A 12,990-nucleotide genomic window follows, 5' to 3' on the forward strand; every position below is an offset into this window, starting at 1 on the left:
TAGGAAGCAACTTGAGAAGAGCGCCCTGCGCCCCCCTAAGTCCAGGAACTCAATCCCTTTTGATTATTTATAAGTCGAATGGGGCTAGGCACTACACATTAACAACCATGCACAACAGATCGACGTTTGGTAGTTGAACCAACGGCGCTACGTTTATTTATATCGGGGGATAACCATGAAGCAATATGGGGCGGAATTACTCGGAACATTCTGGTTGGTACTGGGCGGCTGTGGCAGTGCGGTTTTAGCCGCAGCAATACCGGATCTGGGGATTGGCTATCTTGGAGTGTCACTGGCATTCGGGTTAAGCGTGCTGACCATAGCCTATGCCTTGGGCCCGATTTCCGGGGCTCACCTCAACCCTGCCGTATCCGTCGGCTTATGGGTCGGTGGGCGCTTCCCTACACGCAAGTTGCTGCCTTACATCGCAGCGCAGGTCGTTGGCGGCATTCTGGCCGGCGGCTTGCTCTACCTGATTGCCAGCGGTAAAACAGGGTTCGATCCCTCCAGCGGTTTTGCCGCTAACGGCTACGGCGAACACTCGCCAAGCGGCTACTCGATCAGTGCGGCGCTTTTAAGTGAAATGGTTCTGACCGCGGTATTTGTGCTGATCATTCTCGGTGCCACCTCGATCCGGGCGGCGCAGGGTTTTGCACCGATCGCCATCGGTTTAACCCTGACCCTGATCCACCTGATCAGCATTCCGGTGACCAATACCTCGGTCAATCCGGCACGCAGTACAGCTGTGGCGCTCTATGTGGGCGACTGGGCGATTGCTCAACTCTGGTTGTTCTGGGTCGCGCCAATTCTCGGCGCGGTGATCGGCGCGCTGGTCTATCGGCTGATTGCCCACGACCGCGACTGACGAAGGCATTACCCACTACGACTTTACCTCAGCCTTGAGGAATCCAGGCCTGTACCCGACAGGCTTGGATTTTTTTATTTCAGCTCCCCTCAGCCGCTCACCGGTTGCCGCCTTGAGACCCAGGCCGTGGAAGGGATTAACAGGCGCATCAAGGTCAGCAAGCGCATAGCCAGCGGTTAGCGTAGCGTCGGTTACTTCTTCCTACTGAGCGCCGTTGAGGTAATCAGCGCGTCGATCACCACCACCGCCATCGGCTGGTGGAAACGGGGTTCAGCGCCCAGGCCAAAGGCGGTGGTGGTCATCAGAATCGGCCGGGCGCGCTTGTGGCAGGCGTCCACCAGCGCGTCGTAACGGCTCATAGCCGTGCTCGCGCCGCGCCAACTGACGCAACGCGAACGGTTCCGACAGCCCGCGCATCGCGCATAATTACGCCCGGCACACGTCCGCCCGCCGCCATCGAATATTCGTCCGCTCAAGGAATTCCGCTTGTGAACCCGCCCCTGCCGCCAACGGCAAACACCCTGCTTGTGATCGGTTACGTCTGGCCCGAACCGCGTTCTTCGGCGGCGGGCGGGCACATGCTGCAACTGCTCGAATGCTTTCTCGAACAGGGCTGGCAAATCACCTTCAGCAGCCCCGCCAGCGAGGGCGAGCATAAGGCCGACCTGGGCGCGTTGGGCATTCGCGAACAGGCCATTGAGCTGAACAACAGCAGCTTCGACAGCTTCGTCCGCGATCTGAACCCGGACGTGGTGCTGTTCGACCGTTTCATGATGGAAGAACAGTTCGGCTGGCGGGTCGAGCAGCAATGCCCGCAGGCCCTGCGCGTGCTGGAAACCTGCGACCTGCAAAGCCTGCGCGATGCCCGCCAGCAGTTGCTGAAGGAACGCCTGGCCGCCGATGATGGCGATGACTTTGCCGAGTTGTTCGCCTTGAACCCGCGGCAACTGTTCCAGCGCATGGCCGATACCGACAGTGCGCAACGGGAGATCGCGGCGATCTACCGCTCGGATCTGAGCCTGATGATTTCCGAGGCGGAGATCGAACTGCTCTGTGGGCAATTCCACTTACCGCCGGCGCTGCTGCTGCACTGCCCGCTGCTGCTCGACAGCAGCCCGCTGCCGGTGCCCGGCTTTGCCGAGCGCGCGCACTTCATCAGCATCGGCAACTTCCGTCACGCACCGAACTGGGATGCCGTGCTGTGGCTGAAGCAGAGGATCTGGCCGCTGATCCGTCAACAATTGCCGCACGCCCAGTTGCATGTCTACGGCGCTTACACACCGCCCAAAGCCACCGCGCTGCACAACGCCGCGCAAGGCTTCCATATCATGAACTGGGCGCCAGACGCCTTGCAGGTGATGGCCGCCGCCCGCGTGTGCCTGGCGCCGCTGCGCTTCGGTGCCGGGATCAAGGGCAAGATCGCCGATGCCATGCTCTGTGGCACCCCCAACGTGACCACCCCGATTGGCCAGGAAGGCATGGCCGGTGACCTGCCCTGGGCCGGCAGCGTGGCCAGCAACGCCCGCGACCTCGCCGGGGCCGCCGTGCAGCTGCACGAGGACCAGGCCCGCTGGCAGCAGGCGCAAGCCAACGGCTGGGCGCTGCTGGCCGCCCGCTATGAGCGCAAACGCTTCGCCACGGCCTTGCTGGCGCGCATCGCCGAATGCCGGGCGAACCTGGCCGAACATCGTCAACAGAACTTCACCGGCGCCATGCTGCGCCACCACCAGCACAAAAGTACCAAGTACATGGCGCAATGGATCGAGGCGAAAAACCGCCGGGATTAATCGCCTTCAGCACCGTCTTTTCCGCGAAGGCGAAAATCCAGGATCGGGCATGGCCTCATACTCGTCAGGTGTTTCTGGGGCCCCGCGTGCGCGAGGACGACGACCGCTTCCTCGGACTGGCGCGCGACGGGCGTGCGGCGAAGGCCTCCTGGAGGCTTGCAGCTTTGGCCTCTCGCTGCACCCGTCCCGGTGGCAAAACGGAAGTCCAGTACGGACTAAACCACGCCCGCCTGGCGCAACGCCTCGACCTGTGCGACGTCGAGCCCCAGTAGCCGCTGCAGCACGTCGAGGGTGTGCTCGCCCAGCAACGGCGGAGCGTTGCGGTACTCCACCGGGGTCTCGGACAGGCGGATCGGGCTGGCCACCTGTGGCACCGTGCCGCCTAAAGCGTGGGGCAACTCGACGCGCAGGCCACGGGCCAGCACTTGCGGGTCGGCGAACATCTGCGCCAGGTCGTTGATCGGCCCGCACGGCACACCCGCCTGCTCCAACGCCGTCACCCATTCGCCGGTGGTTTTGAACACCGTGGCCTGGCGGATCAGCGGGATCAGCAGCGTGCGGTTCGCCACCCGCTGCTTGTTGGTGGCAAAACGCGGATCGTCCGCCCACTCCGGGTGCGCGGCGACTTCGCAGAATTTGCGGAATTGCCCGTCGTTACCCACGGTGAGAATGAAATCGCCATCCGCGGTCGGGAAGTCCTGGTACGGCACGATATTCGGGTGCGCGTTACCCAGGCGCTTGGGCGCCACACCGGTGGTCAGGTAATTCATCGCCTGGTTGGCCAGGCAGGCGACCTGCACGTCGAGCAGCGCCATGTCGATATGCTGACCGCTGCCGCCTTGCTCGCGGTGCGCCAGGGCGGCGAGCACGGCGACGGTCGAGTAGAGCCCGGTAAGAATATCGGTCAGCGCCACACCAACTTTGACCGGCCCGCCGCCGACTTCATCGTCCGGCCGCCCGGTCAGGCTCATCAGGCCACCGAGGCCCTGAATCATGAAGTCGTAGCCGGCCCGCTTGGCATAGGGCCCGTACTGACCGAAGCCGGTGATCGAGCAGTAGATCAGTCGCGGGTTGATGGCTTTCAACGACGCATAGTCGAGGCCATAAGCGGCCAGCCCGCCGACCTTGAAGTTCTCCAGCAGAATGTCCGACTGCAGCGCCAATTCACGGACGATGCGCTGGCCTTCCGGCTGGGTGAAGTCGACGGTGACCGACTGCTTGTTGCGGTTGGCCGACAGGTAGTAGGCGGCCTCGCTGGTGTTTTCGCCGGCGGCATCCTTGAGGAAGGGCGGGCCCCAGGCACGGGTGTCGTCGCCATTGCCGGGGCGCTCGATCTTGATCACCTCGGCACCGAGGTCGGCCAGGATCTGCCCAGCCCAGGGACCGGCAAGCACGCGGGACAGGTCGAGAACGCGGAGGTGGGACAGAGCACCGGGCATGAAAACCTCTGATGGGGAGATCAGTGTGGGAGCGGCTTCAGCCGCGAAAATTCAGGCGCCTACGTTGGACGTAGGCTGGGCTTTGCGGCCCAACCTACCTGCAAATCAGAAAAACGCCTGGATGCCGGTCTGCGCGCGACCGAGGATCAGCGCGTGCACGTCATGGGTGCCTTCGTAGGTGTTGACCACTTCCAGGTTGACCAGGTGACGGGCCACACCGAACTCGTCGGAGATGCCGTTACCGCCGAGCATGTCGCGGGCCATGCGGGCAATATCCAGGGACTTGCCGCAGGAGTTGCGCTTCATGATCGAGGTGATTTCCACCGCTGCGGTACCTTCGTCCTTCATCCGGCCGAGGCGCAGGCAACCTTGCAGGGCCAGGGTGATTTCGGTCTGCATGTCCGCCAGCTTCTTCTGGATCAACTGGTTGGCCGCCAGCGGCCGGCCGAACTGCTTGCGGTCGAGGGTATACTGGCGCGCGGTGTGCCAGCAGAACTCGGCAGCGCCCAGCGCGCCCCAGGAAATGCCATAACGGGCGGAGTTGAGGCAGGTGAAAGGGCCTTTCAGGCCGCGCACGTCGGGGAAGATGTTCTCTTCCGGGACGAACACGTTGTCCATCACGATCTCACCGGTGATCGAAGCGCGCAGGCCGACCTTGCCGTGGATCACCGGGGCGCTCAGGCCTTCCCAGCCTTTTTCCAGGACGAAGCCGCGGATGTCGCCTTCGTCGTCCTTGCCCCAGACCACGAACACGTCGGCGATCGGGCTGTTGGTGATCCACATCTTGGCGCCGCTGATGCGATAGCCGCCTTCGACTTTCTTGGCCCGGGTGATCATCGAGCCCGGGTCGGAGCCGTGGTCCGGTTCGGTCAGGCCGAAACAACCAATCCACTCGCCGCTGGCCAGTTTCGGCAGGTATTTCTGCTTGGTCGCCTCGGAGCCGAATTCGTTGATCGGCACCATCACCAGGGAAGACTGCACGCTCATCATCGAGCGGTAGCCGGAATCGACCCGCTCCACTTCGCGGGCGATCAGACCGTAGCTGACATAGTTCAGGCCGCTGCCGCCGTAGGCTTCCGGAATGGTCGCGCCGAGCAAGCCGATTTCGCCCATTTCGCGGAAAATCGCCGGGTCGGTTTTTTCGTGACGGAAAGCCTCGAGCACGCGCGGAGCCAACTTGTCCTGGGCGAATTGCTGGGCGCTATCGCGCACCATGCGTTCCTCTGCGGTCAGTTGCTGATCGAGCAACAGGGGGTCGATCCAGTTGAAGCTTGCCTTAGCCATCGCGAAAACCTCGAAAATGAAAGGAAGGAGTGGGGGCTGAACGGTGCCAGGCCCGACCTGCATGCGTGCATTGATCCTAGGCGTTGATAGCGGGCTGGGCAAACGAGGATTTCGCAAGCGGTTGTGCGCTTTAGTCACTTCGAGATAGCTTTAAGGGGCATTTACTCCGCTTTTAAGTGAGGCTATCGCATAGATGCGCCGCAAGATCCCCAGCACCAGCGCCCTGATCAGCTTCGAGGCCGCCGCCCGGCATCAGAGTTTCACCAAGGCGGCCGACGAACTGTCGCTAACCCAGAGCGCCATCTGTCGGCAAATCGCCGGCCTTGAGGAATTTCTCGGCATCGCCCTGTTCCGCCGCTCGCGCCGTGGGGTACAACTGACTGAGGCCGGACTTTCCTACAGCCGCCGGGTGGCCGCACAGCTGGATGCGGTGGAGCGCGACACCCTGTCGGTGATGGGCCAGCACGGCGCCAACAACCTGGAGCTGGCCATAGTGCCAACCTTCGGCACGCAGTGGCTGCTGCCCCGGCTCAAAGGCTTCCAGGCGCTACACCCGGAAGTTACGGTCAACCTGACCAACCGCACCCGGCCCTTTCTGTTCGCCGACACCGAGTTCGATGCCGCGGTGTATTTTGGCGATGCCGACTGGTCGGGTACCGAATCGCATTTCCTGATGCCGGAAAACCCGCTGCCGGTCTGCAGCCCGCAGCTGCTCCCAGCAGGCGGGCGGTTGAGCGGCGAGGCCATCGCCGCCTTGCCGCTGCTGCAACAGAGCACCCGCCCCTATGCCTGGCGCCAGTGGTTCAACTCCCTGGGCCTGAGCGTACCGCGTGACATGACCGGGCCGCGCTACGAGCTGTTTTCCATGCTGGCCCAGGCGGCCATGCACGAGATGGGCGTCGCGCTGATTCCGCCCTTCCTGATCCAGCGCGAGCTGGCCGAGGGGCGGCTGGTAGTGGCGCTGGAGCACGCCTGCATGAGCGACAAGGCCTATTACCTGATCATCCCCGAGCGCAAAGTCGAGTCAGCGGCCCTGCGCGCCTTCCGCGACTGGCTGGTGGAAGAGGCACGGCGCTACCGCAGCGAGACTGGGCGCCGGTGAGATCCGCGTCGAGCGAACCGGCGGCCGGAATCACCTGCAGATGCTGACAGTCAGCCGCCCGGTATTGCTGGCCGCGGTGTAGAAAAACTCGGGCATACGCTGCGCCTTTGGCTATTGGAATTGTCTGTCGGCATTGCCATGCCCCCCTGCGCAGGCCACCTCAGGCCACCATAGCCGGTGGCGCCAATCACGCCTGAACACGGGCCGATGCTCTGCCCGCGCCCAGGCGACCCGGCTGTAACCCTCGGTATCAGCCTTGAAACATAAAGCCCGCACCCAGACCAAAGCGCCGCACCCGGACGCTGGCCAAAACCCGTGAAAGGCGCATTTTCAAGCGGCTATCACCCACCTGGGTGATAGATGAAATCGCCCCTTTAGGCAGTTATGGCCAGTCTTTCGGCTGATTAGGATGACGGCTCACTTAATCCTCCTCAGGAGAGCCGCATGACAACAAGAACAATGCGCGGAATCTTCCGGCCGCAGCTGCTGGCCGCCGCCGTTGCCCTGGGCTGTAGCGCCCAGGCTCACGCCATCAATTTCAATATCGGGGAGATCGAAGCGCAGTTCGATTCGCAGTTGTCGGTGGGCGCCAGCTGGTCGACTCGCAGCGCCGACCCGGATTTCATCGCGCCAGTCAGCGGGGGCAAGGCTTCTTCGCGGACCTCCGACGACGGCCGGCTGAACTTCGAGAACGGCAAAACCTTCTCGAAGATCTTCAAGGGCATCCACGACCTGGAGCTGAAATACGGCGATACCGGGGTGTTTCTGCGCGGCAAGTACTGGTACGACTTCGAGCTGAAGGACGAGCACCGCGAGTTTTACGACATCGACGATCACAACCGTAAGGAAGGTGCGAAGTCTGCCGGCTCGCAGTTGCTCGACGCCTTCGTTTATCACAACTACACCATCGGCAATCTGCCCGGCAGCGTGCGGGCCGGCAAGCAGGTGGTCAGCTGGGGCGAGAGCACTTTCATCGGTAACAGCATCAACTCGATCAACCCGGTCGATGTGGCCGCCTTCCGCCGTCCAGGCGCGGAAATCAAGGAAGGCCTGATCCCGGTCAATATGCTCTACCTGTCCCAGAGCCTGACCGACACCGTGAGCATGGAGGCCTTCTATCAGTTGGAGTGGGACCAGACCGTGGTGGATAACTGCGGCACGTTCTTCTCCACCTCCGATGTGGTCGCCGATGGCTGCACCGATCGCCTGGTGGTCGCCGGCCCGGACCTGCCGCCAGGGGTTTCCAACAACACCCTCGCGGGCGTAGCGCAGGGCGGCAACCTCTATATCCCGCGCGCCGGTGACCGCGATGCGCGGGACAGCGGCCAGTTCGGCCTGGCCCTGCGCTGGTTCGCCGAAGAGCTGAACGACACCGAGTTCGGCGCCTACGCGATGAACTACCACAGCCGTGGCCCGGTGTTCAGCACCATTCGGACCACCACCCCCTCGGCGGCCTTCATTCCGGGTGCACCGAACGCTCGCTACTTTATCGAATACCCCGAGGATATCCGCCTCTATGGCCTGAGCTTCCAGACCAACATCGAAGGCACCGCACTGTCTGGTGAGGTCAGCTACCGGCCGAACATGCCGCTGCAGATCAACTCCACCGACCTGTCCTTCGGCGCTCTTGGCCTGTCACTCTCGCCGATCTTCCAATCCGGTCATTCACAGAACACCGCCGGCAGCGATCTGCACGGCTACGATCGCCGCGCGGTCACCCAGGCGCAGGTCACCGCGACACAATTCGTTGACCGGGTGCTGGGCGCCAGCCGCCTGACCTTGGTGGGCGAGGTGGGTTACAACCACATCAACGGCATCAGTGACGATGTCGGCGAGCTGCGCTTCGGCCGCGACCCGATCTTTGGCCCGGGCGAGCTGTCCTCGCAACCCACCTGCCGCGCCTTCAACGCCGCCAACCCGCAGGAATGCAACGACAAGGGCTTCTACACCAGCGGCTCCTGGGGCTACCGCGCACGCGCCAGCCTGGATTACAGCAACGTGATCGCCGGGATCAACCTGACGCCGAGCGTGGCCTGGTCGCATGACGTCGATGGCTATGGGCCGAACTTCATCGAAGGTTCCAAAGCCATCAGCCTCGGCCTGAACGCCGAATACCAGAACCTCTACACCGCCAGCCTGAGTTACACCGATTTCTTCGGTGGCGACTACAGCGTGATCACCGACCGCGATTTCGTTGCCCTCAGCTTCGGCGTGAACTTCTAAGCGCGCCTCGCACAAGGATTCGAACCATGAAAACAAAACGATTCATGCAATTTGGCGCCGCCATGGCCCTCTCCTTCCTGGCCAGCAGCGTGATGGCCGCGGTTTCCCCCGAGGAAGCGGCCAAGCTCGGCACGACCCTGACGCCGCTGGGCGCGGAGAAAGCCGCAAACGCCGACGGCAGCATCCCGGAGTGGACCGGCGGCCTGCCGGCCAACGCCGCCGCGATGGACGCCAACGGCTTCCTCGCCGACCCCTTCGCCAACGAGAAGCCGCTGTTCACCATCACCGCGGCCAACGTCGAGCAGTACAAGGACAAGCTGTCGCCCGGCCAGCTGGCGATGTTCAAGCGCTATGCCGCCACATACAAAATCCCGGTCTACGCGACCCACCGCACGGCTGCCGTCCCTCAGGCGATTTACGACGCGGCGAAGAAGAGCGCGGTCAATACTCAGCCGGTGGACGGCGGTAACGGTCTGTCCAACTTCAGCGACAGCCGCTACTACGCCTTCCCGATTCCGAAGACCGGCGTGGAAGTGGTGTGGAACCACATCACCCGCTACCGCGGCGGCAATGCCCGGCGTCTGGTCACCCAGGCCACCCCGCAAACCAGCGGCTCCTTCAGCATGGTGCACTTTGAAGACGAAGTGGCTTTCCCCACCGAGATGAAGGATGTCGACCTGCAGAAAGCCGACAACGTGCTGCTGTACTTCAAACAACGGGTTACAGCGCCCGCGCGTCTGGCCGGGAACGTGCTGCTGGTCCACGAGACCATCGACCAGGTCAAGGAACCGCGCCTGGCCTGGATCTACAACGCCGGCCAGCGCCGCGTACGCCGCGCCCCGCAGGTTGCCTACGATGGCCCGGGCACCGCCGCCGACGGCCTGCGCACCTCGGACAACTTCGACATGTTCTCCGGCGCCCCAGACCGCTATGACTGGAAACTGATCGGCAAGAAGGAGATGTACATCCCCTACAACAGCTACAAGCTCGACTCGCCCAGCCTGAAATACGACGACGTGCTCAAGGCCGGGCATATCAACCAGGACCTGACCCGTTACGAGCTGCACCGGGTCTGGGAAGTGGAAGCCACGGTCAAGCCAGGCGAGCGACATATCTATGCCAAACGCCACCTGTTCGTCGACGAGGACAGCTGGCAAGTCGCCCTGGCCGACCATTACGACGGCCGCGGCCAACTCTGGCGCATTGGCGAGGGGCATGCCAGCTACCACTACAAACAGCAGGTGGCGACCTTCACCCTGGAAGCGCTGTACGACATCATCGCCGGGCGCTACATCGCCCTGGGCATGAAAAACGAGGAAAAGCACGGCATCGAGTTCGGCTTCAAGGCCAGCGGCGCTGACTACACCCCAGCCGCGCTGCGTAATGCCGGCGTGCGCTAACCTACCCCCCCACGCGGCCTGGCGCCGCGTTCCAGCACTGACAACGCCCCGCATGCGGGGCGTTGTCGTATCCACCTAAATACGTATAGCTTTATGGCGCAGTATCAGCCGTAATCATCCTGCTTCCCCCTAAAGGATGATCGGGCTAGGGTGCAAAACCTCGGTTCATCCATAACTACAATCCGCGAGAACCGCCCATGCCGCGCCCATGCTCCGGTATCGCCCTACCCGGTGCGTCTGTTGCCAATGTGCCGCGCCTGCCGCCCGCGCACCTGCCACGCCCGCGCCTGGTGCACCTGCTGCACGCCGAGGACGTCCGCCTGCGCTTGCTGGTGGCCCCCGCCGGCTTCGGTAAAAGCGTGCTGTTCAATGAATACCTGCGCCAGCTGCCGACACACAGTCGCGTCATCTGGCTCAGCCTGGCCGGCCAGCCGCTGAGTGCCGAGCACCTGCTCAGCCAGATCGCCGGCGCCCTCGACGACCGCGCCACGCCCGCCAGCATGCCCAACCTGCTGCACTTGCTCGGCCCCCAGAACCAGCCGGTGTGGCTGGTATTGGACGACTACCCGAGCAACCCGGCGGCCGAGCTGGACGCCTGCATCGATCAACTGCTGGCGCGGCCGCAACCCAACCTCTACCTGCTGGTCAGTGCCCGGCAACGACCGGACTGGAACCTCCCACGCCTGTTGCTGGGTGGTGAATTGCTGGAACTGGAGGCCGATCAACTGGCCTTCAGCCGCAGCGAACAGGAACAACTGATCGACCTGCTCGCGCCCCAAAGCGGCCAGGCCATGCGCCGCGAACTGTGGCAGGAAACCGAAGGCTGGTGCGCCGGCACGCGCCTGCAACTGTCGAGCAAAGCCCAGCAGCCGGGTGGTTCGGCCGGTACCAGTGGCCAAACCCTCCACCACTGCTGGCTGAAGGAATACCTCGACCACGAACTGCTCAACCGCCTCGATGCGGAAGAAACCCGCTGCCTGCTGGCCCTGGTGCACCTGCCGAAGATTTCCGCCGAACTCTGCCAGCACCTGTGGGAAGACAGCGACGGCGCCCAGCTGTTTCAACGGCTGCTGCAACGCCAGGCGTTCTTCATGCCGCTGGATGAGGACGGTATCTGGTATCGCGTGCTGCCCGTGGTCGCCCGCGTGCTGCGCAACCGCCTCAGCCCAGCCGCTGCGACACAGCTGCACCTGCGCGCTTGCCGCATGTTCATTGCCGCCGGGCAGGTCGAGGATGCCATCGAACAAGCACTCTGTGCCGGCCAGCCGGAAGTCGCCGCCAATTACCTGGAACGCCTCGGCCAGGAATGGCTGACCGGCGAACAACACCTGGCCCACCTGCTGGCCTGGCGCGAGCGGCTGCCGGCCGTACTGCTGGAGAGCACGCCGCGGCTGCTGACGCTCAGCGCCTGGGCTCTGCTGTTGAGCTGGCGCCTGGAGCAAGCCGAAGCCTGTATCGACCAGCTCGCGCGCTTCCAGCCACAGCCCAGCGCGCGCCGTGGGCAGCGCCTGACCGCCAACTGGCAAGCCTTGCGCGGTGCGCTGGCCGCCTTGCGCTGCAACATCGGCGCCGCGGAGGCCGAACGCCATTGCCTGCAGGCCCTGGAGCACCTGCCGGAAGCCGACTGGATGCCCAAGCTGCTGTGTTATTCGACCTTGGCGCGCGTAGCCATGGCCACCCACAATCCACAGGCCGCTCCCGACTACCTGCGCTCGGCGCTGGAACTGGCACGCCGGCGGGGCAGCCTGCTGTTCGAAGTGCTGATCAACCTCGACCGGGTTCGCCTGCTGCTGCTGCGTGGCGAGTTGCCACGGGCGCAGAGCCTGATCGAACAGAGCTTTGCCCTGATCGGTTCGCGCAAAACCGTCGACAGCCTGTTGCTCGGCCGCCTGCATCTGCTGCAGGCCGAGCTGCATCTGCTGCACGGCGAGCACAGCCAGGCCGAGCAGTCCTTGCAGATTGGCGTGGCCCAGGCGCAAGAGTGCGCCGACCCCTTCGTACTGCACGGCTATCTCGGGCTGGCCGAGCTGAGTTCGCGCCAGGGTCTATTCGATCAGGCTTTCCTGTACTTGCGCGAAGCCGAACGGCAGATGCAATGCGGCCAGGTCTGGCGCCTGTGTTACCGCGGCGTGCAGCTGCTGCAAAGCATGCGCGTACTCAGCCGCCAGGGGCGCTGGGAGCGTATCGCGGCGATCGCTGAAAGGATTCAGCACTTCTTCAACGCTGAACCGACGTGGATGGCACCACTCGACTACCCCACCCTGCCGCTGCGCAATCGCTTGCTGCAAGCCCGTGCGCTGCACGTCGCCGGGCATTCGGCGCAGGCCGAAGGGCTGCTGCAGGCGCTGCTCGAGCAATGCGAGGCACTGCAATTCAAACCCATGGCCTGCGAGGTTCAGCTGGCGCTGGCGGAAACCGGGCAGCGCCTCGGTCGCACCGATGCGCCGGGCATGGAATACAGCGCGTGGCAGCAGGCCCATGACCTCGGCCTGCACGGCATGCTGCAAGACTGGCCGAACTGCACAGCCAGCGCCATCGGCGTCAGCGCGCTGAAAACCGACGAACCCGCCAGCCATGCGCCAGCGGAGGGCAACGCCCTGCTCAGCCAACGCGAACGGGCCGTCTTGCAACTCCTCGCCGAAGGCTTTTCCAACCAGGAAATCGGCACTTACCTGTTCATTTCGGTCAATACGGTGAAAACCCATACGAAAAAGATCAACAGCAAGCTCGGCGTAAAGCGTCGCACGCAAGCGCTGATGCGCGCCAAGAGCTTGGGGCTGCTGGCCTGAGTGCCCCCGTGGATGGCTGCAAAAAAACATACCTGACCCCGTAGTCAGTAATATAGCCTGCTACAGCCCGGCACACCGCCCGAGGCTGATTTTTGTCACTA

At 63.5% G+C, this 12,990-nt stretch carries 8 protein-coding genes and 1 pseudogene; 6 read left to right on the forward strand and 3 right to left on the reverse strand.

The window, feature by feature from the left end:
* The first annotated feature begins 175 nt into the window (after window positions 1-175).
* Window positions 176-865: an aquaporin Z gene (aqpZ, locus tag AC3IYG_RS21855; RefSeq protein WP_489313981.1), complete on the forward strand. Its 690-nt coding sequence runs from the start codon at window positions 176-178 to the stop codon at window positions 863-865.
* Window positions 866-1,068: 203 nt separating this feature from the next.
* On the opposite strand, the pseudogene AC3IYG_RS21860 reads toward aqpZ, so the two are convergent.
* Window positions 1,069-1,224, reverse strand: a pseudogene (locus AC3IYG_RS21860) (efflux RND transporter permease subunit); the annotation flags it as partial.
* A gap of 141 nt (window positions 1,225-1,365) precedes the next feature.
* On the opposite strand from AC3IYG_RS21860, the gene AC3IYG_RS21865 reads away from it, so the two are divergent.
* The gene (locus AC3IYG_RS21865; RefSeq protein ID WP_489313982.1) at window positions 1,366-2,652 is read left to right on the forward strand and encodes a glycosyltransferase; all 1,287 of its coding nucleotides are present in this window, start codon (window positions 1,366-1,368) and stop codon (window positions 2,650-2,652) included.
* Window positions 2,653-2,867: 215 nt separating this feature from the next.
* On the opposite strand, the gene AC3IYG_RS21870 is transcribed toward AC3IYG_RS21865, so the two are convergent.
* Window positions 2,868-4,091, reverse strand: a complete 1,224-nt coding sequence (locus tag AC3IYG_RS21870) for a CaiB/BaiF CoA transferase family protein (RefSeq protein WP_489311565.1) — start codon at window positions 4,089-4,091, stop codon at window positions 2,868-2,870.
* A gap of 105 nt (window positions 4,092-4,196) precedes the next feature.
* Window positions 4,197-5,375, reverse strand: coding sequence for an acyl-CoA dehydrogenase (locus AC3IYG_RS21875; protein ID WP_489311566.1), 1,179 nt, complete (start codon window positions 5,373-5,375; stop codon window positions 4,197-4,199).
* 193 nt (window positions 5,376-5,568) lie between these two features.
* Here AC3IYG_RS21875 and AC3IYG_RS21880 point away from each other — a divergent pair, with 193 nt between their 5' ends.
* The 4 genes from AC3IYG_RS21880 (at window position 5,569) to AC3IYG_RS21895 (ending at window position 12,889) form a co-directional block, all read left to right on the forward strand.
* A complete protein-coding gene (locus AC3IYG_RS21880) occupies window positions 5,569-6,477 on the forward strand; it encodes a LysR family transcriptional regulator (protein WP_489311567.1) in 909 nt (302 codons plus the stop codon).
* A 444-nt stretch (window positions 6,478-6,921) separates the two neighbouring features.
* Window positions 6,922-8,700, forward strand: coding sequence for a DUF1302 domain-containing protein (locus AC3IYG_RS21885; RefSeq protein WP_489311568.1), 1,779 nt, complete (start codon window positions 6,922-6,924; stop codon window positions 8,698-8,700).
* Between the two features lie 26 nt (window positions 8,701-8,726).
* On the forward strand, window positions 8,727-10,100 hold the full coding sequence (locus tag AC3IYG_RS21890) for a DUF1329 domain-containing protein (RefSeq protein ID WP_489311569.1): 1,374 nt from the start codon (window positions 8,727-8,729) through the stop codon (window positions 10,098-10,100).
* A 197-nt stretch (window positions 10,101-10,297) separates the two neighbouring features.
* Window positions 10,298-12,889, forward strand: coding sequence for a helix-turn-helix transcriptional regulator (locus AC3IYG_RS21895; RefSeq protein WP_489311570.1), 2,592 nt, complete (start codon window positions 10,298-10,300; stop codon window positions 12,887-12,889).
* The last annotated feature ends 101 nt before the right edge of the window (window positions 12,890-12,990 follow it).

The organism is Pseudomonas sp. KH_027 (assembly GCF_057838565.1).